We start from the raw sequence: 20,476 nt of genomic DNA on the forward strand, positions 1-20,476 counted from the left end.
TACAGAAGCAAGTACCCGGCGAGAGGATGACGCAAAAAGGGATTGACTAACCAAGGCCCGTTACAGAAGCCCGGATGGAGCGAGAGCTAGCCGGTTTTCTTGCTCCGCAGCGCTTCGTGCGGGTGTCGACGATCACCACGTCGATTCGACTTGCGAACGTAGGTGACGAGCGCCTCGGGGTTCTCAAGCTTGATCTTGAGCGCCGCGACCAACGCGTCCTCGGCATCGATCGTGAGCGCCTTGGCGCGCGACCCGAGCTTCAACCCGACCGTATACGACGTCATGGCAGGCTCCTCGATTCGAGGCGCCGACCCTTCGCAACCGGCGCCTCTCCGAAACGTGCAACCTCCTTGAGCGAGGTCGAAAGGGATGCCGATCACGAATGTTCTATCAGGATCGGTGAACCCAGCTCATCGAAACGAAACAGCTGAAAGACCCGCTGGCCATTGAAGTCGAGGACCCTCAAGTCATCGGTCTCATGCAGATTGCTTTCGACCGCTTGAAAGTGCCCGCCATAGCGCTCTCTGGCGAGCGACAAGGGAACCTCGAATGCGACGAACTTGCCGAGACCTTTCTGCCTAAGCACCTCAAGGAGCCTCTGGTTCTGCAGGGACTCGTGCGACGTGAGAATGAGCAGCGGACCGCTCGCGGTGAGCAGCAAAAGCGATTTCATCGGATCCTCCTCCGCCCCCCACCAGATCTTCGCCAAACACTCCTTCAGGCGCTCCAGTTCCGTACTGAGCCGGATTTCGCTTCATCTGGGCTACAAGCGCAATCCCACCGGCCTCAATCGCCCTTCAAGCTCAAAATATACGCCGCCAGCGCGTCCGCCTGATCCGGCGCGATCACGAGGTTGGGCATGTTCTGGTGGCTGGTCCGCCAAAACACTTTGAGCGACAGCGCGGTGGTGCCCTTGCGGTCGGCGATGGCCTGGAAGCTTGGGGCGGCGTCGAACAGGCCGGTCATGTGCGGCTCGATGGCGTGACAGGTCTGGCACCACGCCTGCGCGAGACGATGCCCATCCTCGGCCGCGCGGGCTGCGGACCGCGGTGCCGCAGTGACCGTGTGGACGATGCCGACGAGCGACAGGACCAGGATGGTGAGGCCGACAGACCTTCGAATGCGTCGCGACATCGCCCTCGCCTCGCCGCTGCTTCGTGAGGCTGACACGTTAGGTCGACGCAATCGGGAAGGATTGACTTGCATCAAGTGGTGGAAGCAAGGCTTGTAGCAAGCGTGACGTGCACCGCCTCGGGGATCGCCATGAACGGAAATCGCTACTACGGAGTTCGGGTCGAGGGCGCGAAATACGGCGTGGGCTTTGGCTCGGCGCTTGCGATTGCGATCTCCTACACCAACAACCACTCCATCCTGTGGGCGATCATCCACGGCATCTTCGGCTGGCTCTATGTGATCTACGTCGCGCTGTTCGGGTGACAACGTCGCGCTTTTCGCAGCACCACAGCAAAAAGCCCGCGACGAGGTCGCGGGCTTCCTGCGATTTCAGCGATGGCGTCGAGCGTTCAGCGCACCTGGCCGACAGTGTGGCCTGCCGACGCGGTCGCCTTCGCGCGCGGTGTCAGCACGCTGAGCTGATGAGGGGTGGCCGACACGGCCGCGACCTGCGTCTGCTGTTCGACATGCGCGGCGCCGAGCACGGCGACCTGGGCTTGCGAGATCGGCAGCGCGTTCGCCTCGAAGGTCGGCAGTTCCGCGGCAAAGCCTGATGTCGCGCCGGCCATGGCAATTGCGGCGGCGGCGATGGTTAACGAGATAGTCTTCACACCGATTCTCCTCAGTAGCAGTGGAGAGCCAGAGCTAGGCGCCGTTGCTGCGTTGCGGTAGTATCATTTGCTGCATTGCAACAATGCAGATTTGCTGTCAGGACAGGCCCAGCGATTTGTCCGGCCGCAATGATTTGGGGCGCGACTCCTGACCCACCCGCCTCTGCGGGCAGATCGCTGCGGGAGCCGCCCGGCTCTGTGCCGAATGACGACGAGGTTTTTTGATGAGCGACGTGACGAAATGCCCGAAATGCGGCTCCGAACATGCCTATCAGGACCGCGACCTCTGGGTCTGCCCGGAGTGCGCGCATGAATGGAGCGCGACAGGCGAAGCAGCCACGGACACGGCTGACGACACTGCCGTGCGCGACGCAAACGGCAATTTGCTCGCCGACGGCGACAGCGTCATCGTGATCAAGGACCTCAAGATCAAGGGTTCCTCCTCCGTCGTCAAAGGCGGCACCAAGGTGCGGAACATCCGCCTCCAGGAGGCCACCGACGGCCACAACATCGCCTGCAAGATCGACGGCATCGGCGCGATGAATTTGAAATCGGAGTTCGTGAAGAAGGCGTGAGGTGGGATCCCTCTTCCAAATCTCAACACATCACCGTCACGGCGGCGACAAGGCGCAACCGCGATTCCAGCGCAAACACGGCTGAGGCTCGCCTCACAGCCCAAAAGGGGAACAATCGCAATGTTGAGTACGGACGCAACCAAGCCGACGGGAAAACCGGGGCAGCGGAAGGGCAAGAAGAAGTCCGGGCAGCGGGCAAAATCCGGCCAGCAACAAGCGACCGGGCAAGAGACCAAACAAGAGACCGCGCAAGAGACCGCAATCGACCAACCCCAGGCCGCCCCGGCGGAGACCGGCCGGGAGAGTGTCGAAGAGATCGTGCAGGAGATTGCCCAGGAGATTCACAAGCTCGGTCAGGAGACCAGCGGGGAGATAAGCCAAGAAGCCAGCCAAGAAGCCAGCAGAGAGATCAGCGCACCGATCGCGCCGGCTGAAAACATCGCGGGTGAAGCTTCCGCGATGGAGACGCCGGCGGGCGCGCTGGCCGTCTCAGCCGACCTCGTTCCGGTCAGCCCTCAAACCATCGCGAATGCCTATGCCGACTACACAAGGAAGTCGCTCGAACATGTCTGGACGTTCTTCGGCAGGTTGGCTGCTGCGCGGTCGCCCGCTGAAGCCTTCGAGCTTCAGATGCAGTTCGCGAAGGAGACCTGCGAAGCCTTCGTTGCGGAGTCGCAGAAGATCAGCGACCTGCAGGCCGAATTGGCCAGACAGCGCGTCATGCATTTCGAGGGCTTTGTTGCCAAGGTCACCCAGACCACATTCGAGCTACGCGCGACACGACACTAGAGCGTAACAGCGCACCCCGCGTCACGGGATCTCGTACACCGACACCTTGTCCGCGATGCCGCTCAGCGCCACGCTGCGGCGCGCAGGCGTCAGCCCGCCGGCCGCGAGCAGGTTTCTTGCTTCGGCATTCTCCACCACCTGCTCCGTCACCACGATCGAGCGCGAGGCGGCAAGGCCCTGGACGCGGGAGGCGATGTTCACGGTCTGCCCAAAATAGTCCTGCTGGCCGTTGAGAGTGACCGCGAGGCAGGAGCCCTCGTGGATGCCCATCTTGAGCAGCAGCCCCTGACGCTGGCGCTCGGCGCCTAGATCGCTCATCGCCTCGCGCATGCGGATGGCGGCCGCGATGGCGCGGTCTGGGGTCTCGAAAGTCGCCATCACGGCATCGCCGATCGTCTTCACCACGGCGCCGCGTTCGGACGCGATGATCTCCTGCAGCAGGCGAAAGTGCTCGTTGACGAGATCGAAGGCGACGAGGTCACCGACGTTCTCATAAAGCTGCGTCGAGTCCTTGAGATCAGAGAACAGGAACGTCAGGCTCAAGATCTTCAGGCGCTGGCCGATGGCGAGCGTGTCGGTGCGGTAGAGGTCGCGAAACGTCTGGTTGGTGAGCAGGCGCTTCGCCGTCAGCGCGGGCTTACGCCTGGAGAGCAGCGCGTCGAGCGCCTGGTTCGCCACCCACACCGCCGGCAGCACGCGGCCGTCGATACGGTTGTCGAGCGTCAGCCGCAGCGGCCCGGGGCGCAAGGTGACGGCATTGACATGCGTCTCGGCCTTGTTGAAGATGAGGGAGAGGTTTTGCCGCTCGGACGCCTCCTCGCCCTTGACCTCGAGGAACTGCGCCGTATGCGTCACGGGCTCGAAGACGATGATCGTTCCCGCCGGTACGTTCAGCGAGAGAATCGCCCGCTCGCCCGGCGGCAGGTCCACGGTCTCCAGCGTCAGCTCGCGCATGACCTTGTCGAGATCATCGGGCAGATCGATCGCCGAGCTCCAAAACACCTGACGATAATATTCGGCGACCGACAGGCTGTCGGGATTGTGGGCCGCGATCTTGCGCAGGCGCGGGCTGACCGTAAAGGTTACCTCGACCAGATTGTCGAGCGTCGTCTCATAGCCCGCGGCGCAGAACGCGCAGTGATAGTGCGGGCTGGTGAGCGTCTTCAGGCTCTTGTTGGCGGCGAGCACGCCGGCGCAGCTCGGGCACATCACCGCCCAGGTCATCTCCAGCATGCCGAGCTGCACCGCATGCAGCAATCCCGCGATCAACCGCTCCTCGTCGAGGCCGCCTTCCCTGGCAAGATCCAGCGCATTCATCCGGTTCAAGGCACGGTCCGGCGCCTCCCGCACCCTGCGCTCGAGCAGGTCGACGACGTCAGCGTCGGCGGACTGCCGCAGCAGGCCAAACAGCGTTTCGATGTCGCTCATCGGAGGATGCAATCTGAAAGAGCGCCGGCGGGAACCGCCTTTGGGTTAGGTATGTCAGGCGCCGCCCGGCACAAGCGGTAGCGGCCAATTGCTGCGTCACGATGATGTGCGTGGGGGCCTGTTTGATGCTGCCAAAAATTGGGATCCATCACCCCCGTCATATCAAGCGCAGCGAAGCAATCCAGTCTGCCGGCGCGGAAAGATTCTGGATTGCTTCGCTGCGCTCGCAATGACGATGTGGATTCTGCGCACGCAAATGTCTGACCGTCACCCGGAGGTGGCCGCTTCTTCAGCGGCCCTCGAAGGGCGACGGCCCCGCTGCATCCGGCCGTTCATCCTTCGAGGCTCCCCACGCGACGCGTTGCGTCGCATGGCGCGGGCCTCAGGATGACGGGACGGGACCGACGATGTGGCGAGACCCCTACTTCAACGCAGTCGCAAGCGCGGTCAGCTTCTCCACGAGATTGGTGCCGAGCGCGTAAATCACCTCGATGATCGCAAGTGCAATGCCGGCCGCGATCAAGCCGTATTCGATGGCGGTGGCGCCGGTTTCATCGGCAACGAATTTCTTGAAAATACGCTTCAATTGCTGTCCTTCCCAGTTGTGCAGGTCACCGCCTGCACGCAACGGGATAGATTCCACAATCTACGATTGCGTTAATTTCGGCGCGCCAATTTGACGGAGGATGCGTAGCCCGGATAGAGCGCAATCCGGGACCAGATCATCCAAATGCGCGAATCCCGGATTACGCTTTCGCTCCATCCGGGCTGCAGGCCGATCTCAATCGTGCGGCCACGGAACGAGGCACATCTCCTCGCTGCCCCGCGCCTGCGTGCGAATGAGCACGGCGAACACGCCATCCACCGCCGCGCGCACGGCGGCCTCCACCGCGGCGCCCTTCGCAAGATGCGCGGCGATCAGACCGCTGAGCAGATCGCCGGTACCACAAGGCCGGATCGGCAATCGCTCCGTGGCGAAGCGCGTGGCCTGCCCTTTCGCGCAAAAGATCGTCTCGATCTGCCCCGCCCCGGTGTCGGCGAGCGTGCAGCCGGTGGCGATGACGCCGCCTGGGCCTTGCGCCGACAGCGCCGCGCTCGCGGCCAGCAGGCTGGCGACATCGGTCACGCCTATGCCCGCGAGAAGCTCCAGCTCGAACTGGTTCGGCGTGACGAGCGACGCCGCCGGCACGAGGCGGTTGCGCACGACATCCAAAATGCCCTCGGCGACGTAGACCTTGCCGTCATCCCCGATCACGGGATCGCAGAGATAGACGAGCTTTGGATTGCGCCGCCGCGCCCGCGCGACGAAATCGGCGATTGCTTGCGCATTGGCCTCCGAGCCGAGATAGCCGGTGACGAGCACGGAGGCCCGTTCGATCAGCCCCCGCTCCTCGACGCCAACAAGCAGATCGGCCACCAGCTCGGCGTCGAGCACGCGCCCGCGCAAGGTCGGATAGCGCGGATGGTTCGACAGCAGCGTCGTCGGCACCGCCGCGACGCTCACGCCCTCCGCCTGCATGGGATAGACGGCGGCTGAGTTGCCGACATGGCCGTGGACGACCTGGCTTTGAATGGAGATGACGAGCATGAGCCTCACTCTAGCATGAGCGCAGGCCCGATTGCGTCATCGCCGCCGATTTGTCCGACCTGTCAACGGCTTCATCCGATCCACCGTGCGCAGCGCCGAAAATCGCATTCTACTTTGCATGGGGTTGTTTTCGATGTTCTGGTCGGGCGAGCCTTGTGGACATGGACCGGCGCCGGCGTCGCTGCGCGTGACGCGCAAGGATGGACGCCGGGGCATTGCGCGCCGCGATGGAAGTTGGCTGATCGAACCCAGCTTCGAGCGTATCGACGCGTTGAGTGACGGTCTCGCCCAGGTGAAGTTGAACGGCAAGGCCGGCTTCATCGACCGCTCGGGCAAGGTCGTCATCACGCCGTACTTCGACAGGGTGTGGGCGTTCACGCCCGGCATCGGGCGCACCGCGGCGGAGCGCGACGGCACGGTCGGTCTCATCGACCGGACCGGCGCTTGGGCCGTGACGACGGACTATCAGCAAATTTATCCGGCGGTCGAATTCACCAAGGACCGCACCCGCGCTTATGGCTGGCATATCAGCCGTGACGGTCATTGGGGCCTGCTCGACATCGATCTTCATCCCCTGCTCGACGTCGCATTCGATCAGCCCGTGGGCTATTGCCTCGACGACCGCCTAAGCGCCTCCAAGGACAAGGAGTGGTACACGTTCAAGCCGGACGGAAGCCCGCTCCAGCCGCCCGGCGGCCGCCTGCTCGATGCGCCCTGCGGTGGCCCGCAGCCCTTGACGCTCAAGCTCGGCGACAAGTTCGCCCTCGTCGATGCCGACCAAAGGCTAGTCACGCCGTGGTTCGAGGCCATCGTCACGGCGGGCCTCGGAATCAAGAACGTCAAGATCGACGGCAAATGGGGACGGATCGGGTCCGACGGTCAGTGGCTGATCGAACCGAAATACGACGTCCTCTCGAGCGGCGGCTCGCTCCTGGTCGCCGGCCTCAACGGCAAACGCGGCATCCTCCGGCGCGACGGCACCTGGCTGATCGAACCCAAATTCGATGCCGCGCGCCTGCGCGACTCCGACACGGCCTTCGTCACCGTCTCCGGTGCGACCGGTCTGTTGCGGCTTGCCGATCAGTCCTGGATCATTGCGCCGCGTCCGGGCACGATGTGCCAGATCGGCTCCGCACTGATGCAGCAAACCGAGCGAACGCGGACCGTGCTGTCGCCGGACGGCGAGACCTGGATCGACGTCGGCGCCGAACGGATCGGCACCAACCTCAACGACGGCCTCGTGACATTCCTGAAGGACGGCAAATGGGGTTTGGTCGATACGGCGGGCCAGATCATGCTCGCACCGACCTATGACGCGCCGATGTTTTTCTCGCCTAGCTTGCGTGGCATCGCCTGGGCCAAGCGCGACGGCCAGTGGTGCGCGATCGACAGGCGCGCAAATCCGGTTCCGGGACTGGCCTGCACCGCCGAGGATCCTCTCGGCGCGCCAGCGCCCCGGTACGAATGCACGGTCGAGCCGTAGCAGACGCCCGAGCTATCGTCCCGTCACCGGCGCCGGCGGGCGCGGCGAGCGCGACGGACCGGCCGGCTTGCCGGACTTCGCGGCGGCTCGCGGCTTGGCCGCCGGGCTGTCGACGCTTACGAGATAAGAGGCGAGCGCCTTCGCCGAGTCCGGGCCGCTGGTGTAGTGGTCCCTGAGGAACCAGGCGAGCGTCAGCGTGAAGCGGCCCTTGGCAAGGCCCCGCGGGTTACGGTGACAGCTCGCGCAGGCATCCGCGAACAACTTCGCGGGCGGCTTCTCCGCGTCGAGATTTTGCGCGCGCGCGACCGCGCCCGTCAGCAGAACCGCGGCGCTAACGGCGATCAGGGGCGCGATCCAGCCGCGCCCCGGTTTTTGCAACGACGTCAAATTGTGTCCCCTGCCCCAAATTCCTTGGCGGTCAGGCCGCCGCGAGCTGGTCGAATTCCGCTGCCTGATAGGCCTTGCCGTCGGGATCGGTGATCACGACCTGCCAGCCCTCGCTCGCCCACACCTTCGCCTTGGCCACGATGAGCAGCCGGCTTTCACGTGCAAAACTGTACTTCGCGTTATCGCGTTCTGCGATCATTTTATAGGCCACCACGCATCCCCTGAAAGCGTTGCCCTGCCACCCATCGCTGTCGTGGCAGCGCGCTTTGGCGGCAATTCGCCGGGAACGTGGCAATTTGGCGCCCTCAACAGGACGCGCGTGGCATGCGGAACTGGGCGAGCTAGAGGCTCACTCCGACAACGTCGCTTCGACGAAACCTCGCGGATCCGCGCAGAACTCGCGCATCACCCGGTAATGGTCGGTTTCTTCCACCGTCACCGGTTCGAGACCGTATTTGGTCAGCCGCATCAAGCGCGCATTCGGATAAGCCATCAACATCGGCGCGTGAGTTGCCATGATGACCTGACAGATCCGCGACTTCTCCATGCGGCGCAGCAGCTTCAGGAATTCGAGCTGGCGCGATGGCGACAACGCCGACTCCGGCTCGTCGAAAATAAAAATGCCTTGTCGCTGACAACGCTCTTCGAAGAAACGAAGGAAACCTTCGCCATGGGAATGCGAGAGGAAGTCCGGCCCAAGCTCGCCGACATCGCGCGCAGCTTGATCGAGATATCGCGCCACGGTGAAAAAGCTCTCGGCGCGAAAGAACCAGCCGTTCGTAATCTTAGGCAGCCAGCTCGCGCGCAGCGCTTTCGACAGCACACCGCCCATTTTTTCCGTTGCCTGGGAATGGTCGACCGGCATGTAGCCTTTCCCGCCGCCAGCGTCGTCGTAGCCGGCAAGCGCCGCAATGCCTTCCAGGATGGTGGATTTTCCGGTGCCGTTCTCTCCGATGATGATGGTGATCGATGTATCGAAGCTGAGCTCGAACTCTTCGGCAAAGATCGGAAGGCAGAATGGATACGCGTCACGGTCGCCGACACGCGACGGCTCAAGCCAAACGCGCTTCAGATACGGCGCAGGCAGGTTGATCGTGCGATTGCCCCTCCGGCTCATTCCGTGCCCCCTGCCAATTGCCGCCGCTAACGGGAACATAACAGGAACACTTGAACTATGGAAGCGGCATCTCAACCAACCGCGGGCCGCTACTCCAGCGCCTCCAGCACCAGCTCCATGGTCATCAGCACGGGATTGTCGCCGCGGATCAGGCGGCCTTCGGCGATGCCTCCGGTATAGTCGATCAATGCGACGTCAAGTTCGGCCTCCAGTGCACCGGAGCGACCGGGCGCGATGACACCGGATGTCACCGCAAGCTCGGTGGCAAAGGGCTCGGTCACGCCGCCATGGGTGAAGCGGGCGCCGATGGTCGAGCCGACGCCGCCGTGGATTTTTGCCCGTGCGATGCCGTGCGCACGGCAAAACTCTTCCAGGCAGCCTGCAAAATCCTGGTTCGGCCGCAGCCGCAGCGCAAAGGCGCGGCTGGTGGTGCGCGCCCCCGTGGCCGCGCAGGCAACCGGGCCGAACAGCTTGAAGTTCGTCTCGGGATCGGGCTCGGCCGTGAACAGCGCACCGTCGAGGCCGAACGCGTCGACCTCAAAAGGCTCCGCAACCACGGCCTCCTCGGGCAGGATGTGGCCGCCGCCGGCGCGACCGCCCTGCTCGGTCCACAGCCCGTGACAATGGAAGAACGGCGCGCCGTCGCGGCTGCCGAGCGTCATGCTGCCAAGCCTCAGGCGTGTCACACCCGCGAGACGGTACGTGTCGCTGTAGAACGCCGCGTTCGCACCGGTCTTGGACAGCGCCGGCATCACATAGGCAAACGGCCCGAGCGCGCCACTGTGAAACTTGAGCACGCCGCCGGCAAATCCGTGTTGCGCAAAACCGCGACGCGCGGCTTCGAGCAGCGGCACGCCAGCCTGGAGTCTGAAGGAAAAGGCACGGCCTCGCGCCTCGACCCATTGAATGCGTTCGGGAACGGGCGCGCCCGGCTGCTTGATGCTGCGCACGCGCGTTCAACCCGCCTGCTTGGTGTTGAGATCGAGCAGCCCGCGCGCCTCGAGTTCGTCACGCACCATGCGCTTGGGGATCTTGCCATAGCCGGACTTCGGCAATGCCTCCCAGAAGAAGAAGCGCTTTGGCATCTTGTAGCGCGGCACTTTTGGCGCCAGGAACGCGGCCATCTCCGCCTCGCTCACGGCCTTCGCGCCTTCGCGCGCGACGCAGACGGCGACACCGACTTCGCCCCACGTCGGATCGGGCACGCCGAGCACGGCGACCTCGCCGACCGCCGGATGGGTCAATATCTTCTCCTCGATCTCGCGCGGATAGATGTTGGAGCCGCCGGAGATGTACATGTCGGAGGCGCGGCCGGTGATGTAGACAAAACCCTCCTCGTCCATGTGGCCGAGATCGCCGGTCCGGAACCAACCGTTGCGGAACGCCTTCGCATTGGCATCGGGGTTGTCGTAATAGCCGGCGAACACCGCCGGTCCAATCACGCAGATCTCGCCGCTCTGGTTCGCACCGAGCTCGCGGCCCTGGTCGTCCTGGATCGAGACCTGCATTCCCGTGCGCTCGTAGCCGCAGGTGCCGAGCTTGGTCTGCGGGGTATCCTCGACGTCGTGCAGCGCCGCCGGCAGCACCGTGATGTTGCCGGTGACCTCGCCGAGCCCAAAATACTGCACGATGACCTTGCCGAGCTTCTTCAGCGCGGTCTTCTGGTCCTCGCGATACATCGGCGCGCCCGCATAGATCACCTGGCGCAGCGAGGAGTGATCGAACTTGTCGACCGCGGGATGCTCGACCATCATCTTCAAGATCGTCGGCACGGTGAAGAGGTTGCTGACGCGATGCGCCGCGATCAAACGAAACGCCTCGGTGATGTCGAACTTTTCGGTCGGCAGCAGCACGGTGCGCGCGCCGCGCGCGGTCTGCATCAACTGATGCACGCCGGCGCCATGCGACAGCGGCGCGACCACGAGCGATGCATCGTCTTCCGTCGTGCCCGGCGTGAGATCGGCAAGATGGTTGGTAACGACAAACCCCATCTGGCCGTGGGTCAACACCGCGGCTTTGGAGCGGCCGGTGGTGCCTGAGGTGAAAAAGAACCAGCAGGGATCGTCATGCTCGACGGCGACGTTGGCAACCGCTGCGCCCGCATTGGCCTTGATCGCCTCCGCCACGCTGGTCTCTGCGAACGAGGCCTTGCCGTCCACGCTCCAGGTGAATTCCAGCGCGCTGCCGCTCACAGCTGCGGCGTGCTCCGGAAAGTCGACGTGGCACAAAAAGCCCTTGGCGCCGGAAGCCTGCGCGAGATAGGCGACCTCGTCGGGCATCAGGCGGAAATTGGTGGGCACCCAGACCGCGCCGAGGCGGAAGGTGGCGAACATCGAGACGAACATCTCGTCGCCATTCTTGGAATGGACGAGGATGCGGTCGCCCTTGGCAATCCCCCGCGCCGCCAACGCCGCCGCCAGCGCGGACACCTGCGCGTCGATCTCGCGCCAGGTCAAGGATTTGTCGCCCCACACAAATCCGATCCGCTGACCATGCCGCCGGGCATTTTGGGTCAGCATATGGGCGAGGTTCATGACGCGGCGCGACATCCGCAATGGCTGCATGGGGCTTCCTCTTGGGTGGCGGGCACCGCAGGCGGGCCGCTCTTCGCTGACCATTTATCGCCATCCGCCGAGGCCCCGCAAGGCCGCCCGGCGCAAGGCCCCATTACGGCATCTTGAACTCGAACGGCGTCGCGGTAATGCCCTTCTCCTTGTAGCAGGAGGGCGAGCCGTGCCCGCCGCAATGACCGCCATGCAGCTCGAAGCGGATGGTGCGCACCGCACCGGCCTTCATCGGTCTCGGCTTGATCTCGTAGCTGCGGACATAGCCGTCGAAGACGCGGCGCACGCTACCGTTGGGCAGCGTCACCAGGATGTTCATCACGCAGCCGCCGGTCCCGCAATAGACGGCTTCCCGGCCCTCGCATGTGGTGCCGTGAAAATCGACGACGTAGTCGTCGCGCCCGTCGCCGGTGAGGTCGATCCGGCGCACCGTATCGGGCGCAAAGCTCACAGTGCCGCCGCCTTGCGCTGTGCATTCCTCATTGGCGTAACGCAGCGCCTTCTGCACCTCGGTCGGATAGCCGGAAGGATTGAACGCTTTGGGCTCCTCGGCCAGAGCGAGGCCGCCCGTTAGCGCCGCAAGCACGATAATCGCGTGAAATCTCATGCTGCGTTGGTCGGCGCAGCGGGCGCAATCGTTCAGGGAAATCTTAACATGTTCGGCGCACCTTCGCCGCATTCTCCGCGTATCGAGTTGTGCATGATGTCCAGAGCGCCCGCCGTCCTCCTGCTCTCGCTGGCGCTCGCTGGATGCGCCGCGACCCCGCAAGCACGTTTGGCGGCCGATTCCGTGACCGGGCCCGCGCGCCTCGCCTGGGACGGCGCCGGCGAAGATCCCAACCGCCCGCGGCCCGCTGCAGAATCGTCGCGCGCCGCGCGGACGGTTGCAAAGTCGTCGCAGGATCGGGACGGCATGGAAGCCGAGCAGGACGCGCAGCTCAACCGCTCGCTGGTCATCTGCAAGGGTTGCCTCCGTCAGCAGCCGCAGCCGAGTGACGACGCGCGGCTGGCCAAGGCCTCCGATTGAACCGCCTCTGATTGAACCAATCGGCCGGATAGCTATACCGAGAGAGGCGCTGTACGGCGGGCCGTTCCGGCCCATAAGCGCGTCATCACCGATCTCAGGATAGTTCATGCTCACCCGTCGCCATTTCGTCGCCACCGCCCTGCTCGCCTGTATCAGCCCGGCCATTGCCCAGACCGTTCCGCCAAGCGATCCCGTGGCGATCATCACCACGATCTACACCCGTGCAGCCAAGGGCAAGGGCGACGGCGGCGGCGCCTTCATCATCGAGAACAAGGCGGCCAAGACAAAATACCTTTCGAAATCGCTGGTCGCGCTGTGGGCCAAGGCCGATGCGCACACCCCGAAGGGCGACGTCGGTCCGGTCGATTTCGATCCCGTGACCAATTCGCAGGAGCCGGACGTCAAATCGTTCAAGGTGGACCCGGAGAAGCTCGAGGCCGATAAAGCGGCGCTCGCGGTCACCATCACCGGCCACCGCAACGACCGTAAACTCGCCGACCAGGTCGTGCGTTATGAGTTCGTGCGCGAGGCCAATAGCTGGCGGATCGACGACATCAAGGGTTCCTCCGACGGCGAGCCCTGGTCGATCCGCAAAATGCTGACGGACTCGCTGAAGAACTGACAGGAGGCACGATGAGCGCAGTGGTCAACAACAAGGCCCATCATCGCTTCGAACTCGAGGTCGACGGCCATCTCGCGACCGAACATTACAAGCTCGACGGCAACGTCATCACCTTCGAGCACACGGAGGTACCGACTGAACTCGGCGGCAAGGGCGTCGGCTCAAGGCTGGTGCAAGGCGCCCTCGACCAGGTGCGCGCCGCGGGATTGAAGCTGATCCCGCAATGTCCGTTCGTGAAGGCGTGGATCGGCAAGCACCCGGACTATCAGGATCTGGTCGTCTAGAGCGTCTTTGAGCGAAGTGGATTCCGGTTCGCGTCAAGAAATCTAGAGCCTCGTTTCGATTCCATCGCAACGAAAAAGCGCTCTAGAAGACGTGCAGGCTCGTCGGCTCTCGCCGACACGCCTGCACGACAGACTGGCTTCGTCACCCATGCTTGAGCAAGTCCTGGTCACTCTGCTCCCAGTCCTGCCAGAGCTGGAGCACGCCAAGGAGCACGACGACCACGCCGAGGCTGGTGTGATAGAGGCGGAGAAAGCCTTCGCCGGAATAGCCGAGGACATAGGGAGAGACGATCAGCCACAGGCCGACCAGGATGGTGGTCACCTCTTCCCACCGCTGCAATGCAACATATTCGAGCTGAGCGAGACCAAACACCAGAAGGCCGACCGCGATCGTGTTCAGGACGATGATCTGCTGTCCAGCAAGCGGCAGCTCCTGCTGGATCGGAAACCACGGCGACGCAACGATCAGCGCGCCGAGCAGCATCCCGCACCAGTCTTCCCATGTTCGGTGAGTCTTCAAGAAACCAAAGTCCGACATCGTAACCTCCTCACATAGAGGCATACGCGTGCGGCTGGCGATCATGACACCCCGAATGTCAGGCGACCCTGCCGGCCGCATTCGAGCGTATGTCTTGGTGGAACACGTGGGAACCGCAGTCGCCGTTGCAAGGGGCACGACAATGATTTTCGTGGCCTTTGATGGTGTTAACCCGTCAGGACTACATCGCCCCCGGTCGAGCAAGCGCAACTGGCCAATCGGATCACTGGGGCGACGAGCGGTCCCGATCACCTTGGGTCGGAATTCGCCGGCTTGATCCTGGCGGTGGCCGCCCTGGCGGCGTCTGTAATTATTGCGCAGACAGCAGCGACGGGCCTTGCCCCGGAGAGCATCCGAAACATCGCGCAACTGGTCAGTGCGAAGATGAGGTCCACGGCATCGCGCCTGGCTGCAGTCGGCACCTTCTTCGCTGCAATTCGTGCGACCAGCTCCTCAATCGACCGTCTCCGGCGTTCGTTGCGTTCGAGAAGCGCTTGGGCGAATTCCGAATCGATCGCCATCGCGTCATGGAGTCGGGCCACGGCTGGATCGCCACCCCAGAAGTCACAGAATATCTCGATCAACATATCGAGACCCTTCGAGGGATTCTCCTCGGCCATCGCGTCATTGAGCCGGACAAGTTGTCCTCGTTGTGCAATGTCGTCGAAAACGGCTTCGAGCAATCCGCGCCGCGATCCGAATTGGTTATAGACCGTAAGTCGCGTCACATCCGCAGCCTTTGCGACCGCGTCCAGCGAGAAGGCTGTGATGCTGTCCTCCTCGCGGAGGAACCGCGCAGCAGCCTTAATCACGCGCTCTCTCTTTTCGGCGGCCGCTTCAGCCCGCGCCACGCTGACATAGGAACGCTTTGACACGTCTTCACCTCTTGAATTTCAATAAACACTATGTATATCTAATTTCCTACGCCCTCAAGATTAGCCAATAGCGCGGCCTGCGGCTGCCAAAGAAGGAAAAAGCAATGTCCAAGATGATTTTGGTGAACCTGCCTGCGCGCGATCTCGCTGCATCGACAGCGTTCTACGTGGCACTTGGTGGCACGGTGAACCCCCAGTTTTCCGGCGAGACTTCGACGTCGCTCATGTTCACGGAGGCGATCGGCGTGATGCTGCTGACCCACGACCGCTATCGCGAATTCAGCAAACGCCCGATCGGCGACGCGCGACGCGACAGCCAGGCGATGTACGCCCTTACGGTCGTCGACCGCGATGCCGTCGATGCAACGCTGGCTCGCGCGGTGGTGGCTGGCGGCCGCGCCGATCCCAACCCGGCGCAAGACCTCGGCTTCATGTACAACCGCCACGTCGAAGACCCGGATGGCTATGTGTGGGAAATCGTGTGGATGAACCCGTCGGCAAGCACCTGAACCGGACAATCAGCGCCGGCTGATCCCGCCAGGCCGTGAACAGGGGTCGGCGATCCGGTGCGGCGCGATCCCGTCCCTTCTGCCACCACGGGGAAAGATGTCATGCAGCTGGCACTGGTTATAGCCATATCGCTTCATATTCTTGCCGCTACCTTTTGGGCCGGGTCAACGTTCACATTGGCGCGGACGGCGGGAAATGGCAGCGACCAGCTTTTCGTTCCGCAATTATCCTCGGCCGTGCTCGCAATCGGTGCCGGCGCCTACCTTTGGTATACGCTGCATGACGGTCCTTTTGGAACCGCGGAGCAATGGCTGGCGGCAGGCGCATGGTCCGCCATTCTCGCCCTCGCCATCCAGGCTGTGGTTGTTGGCGCTGCGCAAAGACAGCTACGCAAACCTGGGAAGGACACTGCAAGGGCGCGATCGCGCATCGCCATCGCCTATCGCGTCACGGCCTTTCTGCTGGCGATCGCAGCCGTGGCAATGGCAGCGTCCCGCTACGCCTGACGGTCGATCCTGCAAGAGCTGGTACTTCCAAAGGAAATCCATCATGTCATCATCGCCAATCTCGACGTGTGAGAACTATGACGTCGTCGTGTTGGGCGCCGGCTACGCGGGACTGATGGCCGCGCTTCGGCTGGGTCGGCGGCGGCTAGGGCTTCGCGTCGCCTTGATCAACGCCGAGGAGCAGTTCGTGGAGCGCGTGCGACTGCAGGAAACGATGGTCGCACCTGTCAAGCCGCGCATCGCTTCCCTTTCCGCCTATCTGGCAAGGACGCCCGTCGCCTTCATCCAAGCGCGCGCGCTTTCGCTCGACCCGGCGCGGAACAGAATCAACATCGAGGCCAATGGATCGACGCGCGAGGTCGGCTTCACCCAGCTTATCTATGCACTTGGGTCGCATGTCGATGCCGACAACGCGCCTGGCGCGTCGCAGCACACCTTTCGGCTCGACCCCGGCGAAGGTCCACGCTCTGCCGCGGCACTGCGAGCTGCCCTGCACCGGTTCGCCGGACGGCCTGCCCGCGTACTCGCAGTCGGAGGCGGGCCGCTTTCGATCGAGGCGGCAGGCGAAGTCAAATCGACCTGGCCCGACATGGACGTGACGCTCGTGAGCGCCACGCGTGCCGGAGATTTCACCAGCGAGAAGGTTCAGGCAGTTCTCAGGCGCGATCTGGCGAGACTGGGCGTCACACTTGTCGATGATGAACGCGTTGGCGAGATCACAGCGAACGAGGTGGTCACCGCGACCGGACGCCGCTTCCCGCACGACATCTGCATTTGGGCGGCCGGCATGCGCGCGCCCTCAATCGCCAGACAAGGCGGACTCGAAGTCGATGCTCAGGATCGCGTGGTGGTCGGCACAGATCTGAGGTCTGTCTCCCATCCCTCCATCCTCGCGGTTGGCGATAGCGCCCATCCCAACGGGCCAACCGGGGCTCCATTTCGACCGTCTGCGCTGACGGCCGCAGTCTCCGGCGTCTATGCGGCCGAGCAGGCCGTGGCTCGAGTTGTCGGCAAGACCATTCGGCCGTTCAGTTTCTCCACATTCGCCCAGGCGATTGCAATCGGCCAGTTCGCCGCATTGTTTCCTCTCGACTCCAACGACAACCCAATTCTGTTCGTGATGGGCGGACGCGCCGCTCGCCGATTGCGCGACATTCTCGTCTGGCTGGTGCTACACTTCATGACCTTCGAGCGGCTCCTGCCGGGCGTTCAGACATGGCCCGGGCAAAAGCGTGCGACGGCCCCCTTGGTCGGCGAGGCGGAGAGCAATGGTTCGGCCGCTCTACCCGGATATCAACGCCGGAGGTCTTAGCCGACGTGGCAAGGGGGCGGGATTTTGGTGTGAGGGGTCGACTTCGAAACTCGCGGCTCACGCGACCAAGCCGCTACATCGCCCCCAGCCCCTGCAACGACTCTCGCGCCGTCGGCAGGTCGGGACGCAGCTCCAGCGCCTTCCTGAAGTCCGCGATTGCGCCCTGATTGTCGCCGAGGCGTAGCCTGGCCGCGGTTGTTCCAAGAGAACACGTCGGACGGATCGTACTGCAGCGCCTTGTCGTAATCGGCGAGGCCGCCAGTGTTGTCGCCCTGGTGAGAAGGTGCACTGATCAAAGGACAGAAGGCGGTTCGTGAACCGCCTCCTGTCGACTTGGCCGCGCTTGAGGTCTACTGGCAGACATGCATCAGGCCATCAGAGCCTTTGATCATGGTGCCGGGATCGCAGACAATGCCGTAACGCGCCTTGTAGTCGGCCCATCCGCTAACGCCATACCAGGGGCCATTCGCGTAGTAGGCCCTAGGCAGATAGAAGGGCTTGGTTTCGATGGGACCGCCATAATAGGCATTGGCCGCCAATGCTCCGGTGCCGTAAGGCCTGCCATAGTAACCGGCACCACCCCAGTTCCAGGGTTGTGTGGCAGCGACGGCGGCGGTCGTGCCGGCAACGGCTGCTGTGCCAGCCGCGCTTGCAAGGCCGGCGTAGTTGACCGCCATCGGGCCTGCAATACCGGCCGAGTCGTACTGGACAGCCCGCCGGTTTTGTCGACGTGCAACACCCGCAACGCTCACTGGCGTCAGGGGACGACCCACTCGCGCCTGCGCACTTTCGATCGAAAGCGAAGCGCTGCCCTGCTCAGACCACCCGAACGAGAGCAACATTGCACAAGTGAAGGTCGAGGCTCCTATTGCGATGTTTCGTAAATTCATCTGCGTCATGAATCTTACTCCACCGTTTCCTGCCCAGGCTCGATGATGCAACCCCTCGTTCAAAGAGAACGTTGCGCCAGATCAACGATCCCTCGGCTTATTGTGCCTGGATGAGGTAACAAAGCTGACGCATTGGCAAGTCGTCAGATGAAGTCGACTTCCGTTCCGAGGAACGCCCGTTGCATTTGCGATGCGATGATTTGTGTCGATGACGCGATTCAGTGCGCGGAGGAACAAATGGCCATTCTCTTCGAGATCAAGCACAACACCACCTACAGCTATACGAAGCCGGTGACGTTTGGCACGCATCGCGCGATGTTCCTGCCGCGGCGCGGGGCGGGCGGGCGCTTGCTGAGTTGGTCCGCGAGAACCAATCTGCGCTCTCAAATCCGCTGGATCAGCGACAGTCTTTCCAACAGCGTCGCCGAGATCGAGATTGAGGAGCCCGGCAGTGAGTTGACCTTTTCGTTTCAGCTGCGGGGCAACCATTTCGGGGCCAAGGAAGTTGAGCAATTCGTATTGGAGCGGCGGGCCGAGAACGTGCCCGTGCAATACACGCCGGATGAGTGGAACGACCTCGCCAGCTTCATGCGCCCGCACACCGAGGACTCCGATCTCGCCCTCGCAGAATGGGCCAGGAGCTTTGTCGTCGACGGAAAAACGATCGGCGCTCTCCAGCAGATGCTCGACGCCTTCCGCGACGGGTTCACCTACCAGGCGCGGGAGGCTGAGGGGACCCTCACGCCCGCGCAAACTTTGCGTTCGAGATCGGGAACGTGCAGGGACTATGCGTGGCTCATGATCGAGGCCTTGCGCCGGCTTGGCTTCGCAGCCCGCTTTGTCAGTGGTTACATCTATGATGCGGCGCTCGATGGCGGCGAAGTCGGGATGACCGGTTCGGGTGCCACCCACGCCTGGGTGCAGGTGTTCCTGCCCGGCGCGGGCTGGTTGAACTACGATCCGACCAATCACATCAACGCTGGATTCGACCTTATCCCCGTAGCGATCGCGCGGCACCCCGCTCAGGCCGTGCCCCTGGCGGGCTCGTGGTTCGGAGGCTCCGAGGACTACCTCGGCATATCAGTGCGGGTCGAGGTCCGCAAACTGGGTGACGTTACTGATCACTCTGAGGGACAGGTCGGACGAACGCGGCCCCTCAACGATCGCGAAAGCGCATCTTGAAGTTTGGACGCGCAGTACAAAGACACATCATCATTGTTCTCGGAGCTTGCTGACGAGCGCGCCCAAGCCTCTTAGACGTTCCGGACGAACGCACCAGCCTACCCACCACCACTGTAAAGGAGGCCTGGGGATGTCGGCCTTGGCAAGGTGGACATCGCCCAGGCTTAAAGTCTGTTAGCCGCGCATGTTCAGACCATCACGCGGCAGGTATGAATCAACTTTGCTTCAGTCCTCGTCCTCGGCCTGCGCACGACGTCGCTCCACGACATCGCTCATGTCGTGAAGTACAAGGACCGCAAGAGCCCCCATGCGCTGCCTCTGTTCGGGATTGAGGGTCTTGTAGAGTGGCTGCCACGCCTCGGCGAGTTTATCCAAATCGGCTGATCGTTGAGCCAATGCCTCCGAGCGTCGCTGCAGGAAGGCGATGGGGTCACGATTCCGCATGGTTTCGACGGCATTTTGGTCGGCCCGTCTACCCACTGTTTCCGAGATTTTTGCAACACGGGCCTTCCGATCCTCCGCTCTGGCACGAATGGCGCTCTCGACAGGCGGCCAGAGTTTTTCCTGCTCAGGTGTCAGCTGCAAGGCAGCCTTGGTCAAATCGATCCGCATGTCCATCAGTGAATTCCGGTCCACTGCGTTTAGCCGTTCTGGCGTCGCAGTGGAGGTAGTTTGCGCGCTGGCAATCGATGGTGCGGTAAGAAGGAGTGCAGCTGTTCCGATCATTACTATATTGATCATCGGCGACCTCCTAGGTAAGTGGCCCCCAGGGCACCGCGCAAACAAGGGTCGGCAGGACGATGTCACGTTGATTCAAATCAAGGGATTTGGAGAAAGAATTCTGGCGCGCAGACCAAGCGAGACACGCCGCCATTGGGACGAGCGGACGTCAACCATCGACTGCAACACAGCTCGACGCGGCGTTCGTCAGACGAGCAATCGGGATAGGGGGGAGCCTCTCAGCTCCGCCCCTCCCACACCACCGTACGTACGGGTCCGTATACGGCGGTTCGGT

28 protein-coding genes are annotated in these 20,476 nt (G+C 63.0%); 11 read left to right on the top strand and 17 right to left on the bottom strand.

Going from position 1 to position 20,476, the window contains the following annotated elements:
• Positions 1-86: 86 nt before the first annotated feature.
• The 3 genes from JQ632_RS36975 to JQ632_RS36985 form a co-directional block, all read right to left on the bottom strand.
• Positions 87-284: a hypothetical protein gene (locus JQ632_RS36975; protein ID WP_141933275.1), complete on the bottom strand. Its 198-nt coding sequence runs from the start codon at positions 282-284 to the stop codon at positions 87-89.
• Between the two features lie 92 nt (positions 285-376).
• The gene (locus JQ632_RS36980; RefSeq protein WP_212407644.1) at positions 377-673 is read right to left on the bottom strand and encodes a cytosolic protein; all 297 of its coding nucleotides are present in this window, start codon (positions 671-673) and stop codon (positions 377-379) included.
• Positions 674-786: 113 nt separating this feature from the next.
• Entirely contained in the window at positions 787-1,134 is a 348-nt protein-coding gene (locus JQ632_RS36985) for a c-type cytochrome (RefSeq protein WP_212407645.1), read from the bottom strand.
• A 129-nt stretch (positions 1,135-1,263) separates the two neighbouring features.
• Here JQ632_RS36985 and JQ632_RS36990 point away from each other — a divergent pair, with 129 nt between their 5' ends.
• Positions 1,264-1,437 (top strand): hypothetical protein, encoded by a 174-nt coding sequence (locus JQ632_RS36990; protein ID WP_186294307.1) that lies wholly within the window; start codon positions 1,264-1,266, stop codon positions 1,435-1,437.
• Positions 1,438-1,523: 86 nt separating this feature from the next.
• On the opposite strand, the gene JQ632_RS36995 is transcribed toward JQ632_RS36990, so the two are convergent.
• Positions 1,524-1,784, bottom strand: coding sequence for a hypothetical protein (locus JQ632_RS36995; RefSeq protein ID WP_212407646.1), 261 nt, complete (start codon positions 1,782-1,784; stop codon positions 1,524-1,526).
• A gap of 224 nt (positions 1,785-2,008) precedes the next feature.
• Between JQ632_RS36995 and JQ632_RS37000 the strand changes: the two genes are divergently transcribed.
• Together JQ632_RS37000 and JQ632_RS37005 are read left to right on the top strand one after the other, a co-directional pair.
• Positions 2,009-2,359, top strand: a complete 351-nt coding sequence (locus JQ632_RS37000; protein WP_212407647.1) for a zinc ribbon domain-containing protein YjdM — start codon at positions 2,009-2,011, stop codon at positions 2,357-2,359.
• Between the two features lie 120 nt (positions 2,360-2,479).
• Positions 2,480-3,148: a phasin family protein gene (locus JQ632_RS37005; protein WP_212407648.1), complete on the top strand. Its 669-nt coding sequence runs from the start codon at positions 2,480-2,482 to the stop codon at positions 3,146-3,148.
• Positions 3,149-3,169: 21 nt separating this feature from the next.
• On the opposite strand, the gene JQ632_RS37010 is transcribed toward JQ632_RS37005, so the two are convergent.
• From JQ632_RS37010 to pdxY, 3 genes are all read right to left on the bottom strand, one after another.
• A complete protein-coding gene (locus JQ632_RS37010) occupies positions 3,170-4,576 on the bottom strand; it encodes an adenylate/guanylate cyclase domain-containing protein (protein ID WP_212407649.1) in 1,407 nt (468 codons plus the stop codon).
• A gap of 421 nt (positions 4,577-4,997) precedes the next feature.
• Positions 4,998-5,162, bottom strand: a complete 165-nt coding sequence (locus JQ632_RS37015) for a Flp family type IVb pilin (RefSeq protein ID WP_212407650.1) — start codon at positions 5,160-5,162, stop codon at positions 4,998-5,000.
• A gap of 195 nt (positions 5,163-5,357) precedes the next feature.
• Positions 5,358-6,164 carry a pyridoxal kinase gene (gene pdxY / locus JQ632_RS37020; RefSeq protein WP_212407651.1) on the bottom strand — a complete coding sequence of 269 codons (807 nt, stop codon included), beginning with the start codon at positions 6,162-6,164 and terminating at the stop codon, positions 5,358-5,360.
• Between the two features lie 133 nt (positions 6,165-6,297).
• Here pdxY and JQ632_RS37025 point away from each other — a divergent pair, with 133 nt between their 5' ends.
• Positions 6,298-7,647: a WG repeat-containing protein gene (locus JQ632_RS37025; RefSeq protein WP_212407652.1), complete on the top strand. Its 1,350-nt coding sequence runs from the start codon at positions 6,298-6,300 to the stop codon at positions 7,645-7,647.
• A 12-nt stretch (positions 7,648-7,659) separates the two neighbouring features.
• Here the strand turns inward: JQ632_RS37025 and JQ632_RS37030 are convergent, their stop codons facing one another.
• The 6 genes from JQ632_RS37030 to JQ632_RS37055 form a co-directional block, all read right to left on the bottom strand.
• The gene (locus JQ632_RS37030) at positions 7,660-8,034 is read right to left on the bottom strand and encodes a hypothetical protein (RefSeq protein ID WP_212407653.1); all 375 of its coding nucleotides are present in this window, start codon (positions 8,032-8,034) and stop codon (positions 7,660-7,662) included.
• A 31-nt stretch (positions 8,035-8,065) separates the two neighbouring features.
• A complete protein-coding gene (locus JQ632_RS37035) occupies positions 8,066-8,233 on the bottom strand; it encodes a hypothetical protein (protein WP_212407654.1) in 168 nt (55 codons plus the stop codon).
• Between the two features lie 150 nt (positions 8,234-8,383).
• Positions 8,384-9,151, bottom strand: a complete 768-nt coding sequence (locus JQ632_RS37040; RefSeq protein WP_212407668.1) for an AAA family ATPase — start codon at positions 9,149-9,151, stop codon at positions 8,384-8,386.
• An 89-nt stretch (positions 9,152-9,240) separates the two neighbouring features.
• Positions 9,241-10,101 carry a PCC domain-containing protein gene (locus JQ632_RS37045; RefSeq protein WP_212407655.1) on the bottom strand — a complete coding sequence of 287 codons (861 nt, stop codon included), beginning with the start codon at positions 10,099-10,101 and terminating at the stop codon, positions 9,241-9,243.
• 6 nt (positions 10,102-10,107) lie between these two features.
• Positions 10,108-11,715: an acyl-CoA synthetase gene (locus JQ632_RS37050; RefSeq protein ID WP_212407656.1), complete on the bottom strand. Its 1,608-nt coding sequence runs from the start codon at positions 11,713-11,715 to the stop codon at positions 10,108-10,110.
• 103 nt (positions 11,716-11,818) lie between these two features.
• Positions 11,819-12,322, bottom strand: a complete 504-nt coding sequence (locus tag JQ632_RS37055) for a hypothetical protein (RefSeq protein ID WP_212407657.1) — start codon at positions 12,320-12,322, stop codon at positions 11,819-11,821.
• 96 nt (positions 12,323-12,418) lie between these two features.
• Here JQ632_RS37055 and JQ632_RS37060 point away from each other — a divergent pair, with 96 nt between their 5' ends.
• The 3 genes from JQ632_RS37060 (at position 12,419) to JQ632_RS37070 (ending at position 13,648) form a co-directional block, all read left to right on the top strand.
• On the top strand, positions 12,419-12,742 hold the full coding sequence (locus tag JQ632_RS37060; RefSeq protein WP_212407669.1) for a hypothetical protein: 324 nt from the start codon (positions 12,419-12,421) through the stop codon (positions 12,740-12,742).
• A gap of 106 nt (positions 12,743-12,848) precedes the next feature.
• Positions 12,849-13,364 (top strand): DUF3828 domain-containing protein, encoded by a 516-nt coding sequence (locus JQ632_RS37065; RefSeq protein WP_212407658.1) that lies wholly within the window; start codon positions 12,849-12,851, stop codon positions 13,362-13,364.
• 11 nt (positions 13,365-13,375) lie between these two features.
• Entirely contained in the window at positions 13,376-13,648 is a 273-nt protein-coding gene (locus tag JQ632_RS37070; RefSeq protein WP_212407659.1) for a GNAT family N-acetyltransferase, read from the top strand.
• A 142-nt stretch (positions 13,649-13,790) separates the two neighbouring features.
• On the opposite strand, the gene JQ632_RS37075 is transcribed toward JQ632_RS37070, so the two are convergent.
• Together JQ632_RS37075 and JQ632_RS37080 are read right to left on the bottom strand one after the other, a co-directional pair.
• Positions 13,791-14,186 (bottom strand): SPW repeat protein, encoded by a 396-nt coding sequence (locus JQ632_RS37075; RefSeq protein ID WP_212407660.1) that lies wholly within the window; start codon positions 14,184-14,186, stop codon positions 13,791-13,793.
• Positions 14,187-14,434: 248 nt separating this feature from the next.
• Entirely contained in the window at positions 14,435-15,061 is a 627-nt protein-coding gene (locus tag JQ632_RS37080; protein WP_212407661.1) for a TetR/AcrR family transcriptional regulator, read from the bottom strand.
• A gap of 104 nt (positions 15,062-15,165) precedes the next feature.
• On the opposite strand from JQ632_RS37080, the gene JQ632_RS37085 reads away from it, so the two are divergent.
• From JQ632_RS37085 to JQ632_RS37095, 3 genes are all read left to right on the top strand, one after another.
• On the top strand, positions 15,166-15,570 hold the full coding sequence (locus tag JQ632_RS37085) for a VOC family protein (RefSeq protein WP_212407662.1): 405 nt from the start codon (positions 15,166-15,168) through the stop codon (positions 15,568-15,570).
• Between the two features lie 102 nt (positions 15,571-15,672).
• The gene (locus tag JQ632_RS37090) at positions 15,673-16,077 is read left to right on the top strand and encodes a hypothetical protein (protein WP_212407663.1); all 405 of its coding nucleotides are present in this window, start codon (positions 15,673-15,675) and stop codon (positions 16,075-16,077) included.
• Positions 16,078-16,120: 43 nt separating this feature from the next.
• The gene (locus JQ632_RS37095; protein ID WP_212407664.1) at positions 16,121-17,389 is read left to right on the top strand and encodes an NAD(P)/FAD-dependent oxidoreductase; all 1,269 of its coding nucleotides are present in this window, start codon (positions 16,121-16,123) and stop codon (positions 17,387-17,389) included.
• 350 nt (positions 17,390-17,739) lie between these two features.
• Here the strand turns inward: JQ632_RS37095 and JQ632_RS37100 are convergent, their stop codons facing one another.
• Positions 17,740-18,066: a hypothetical protein gene (locus tag JQ632_RS37100; protein WP_212407665.1), complete on the bottom strand. Its 327-nt coding sequence runs from the start codon at positions 18,064-18,066 to the stop codon at positions 17,740-17,742.
• Positions 18,067-18,516: 450 nt separating this feature from the next.
• On the opposite strand from JQ632_RS37100, the gene JQ632_RS37105 reads away from it, so the two are divergent.
• A complete protein-coding gene (locus JQ632_RS37105; protein WP_212407666.1) occupies positions 18,517-19,461 on the top strand; it encodes a transglutaminase family protein in 945 nt (314 codons plus the stop codon).
• A 225-nt stretch (positions 19,462-19,686) separates the two neighbouring features.
• Here JQ632_RS37105 and JQ632_RS37110 read toward each other — a convergent pair whose 3' ends face one another.
• Positions 19,687-20,202 (bottom strand): Spy/CpxP family protein refolding chaperone, encoded by a 516-nt coding sequence (locus JQ632_RS37110; protein ID WP_212407667.1) that lies wholly within the window; start codon positions 20,200-20,202, stop codon positions 19,687-19,689.
• Positions 20,203-20,476 lie beyond the last annotated feature (274 nt).

It is taken from the genome of Bradyrhizobium liaoningense (assembly GCF_018130955.1).
Taxonomy (GTDB): domain Bacteria; phylum Pseudomonadota; class Alphaproteobacteria; order Rhizobiales; family Xanthobacteraceae; genus Bradyrhizobium; species Bradyrhizobium liaoningense_C.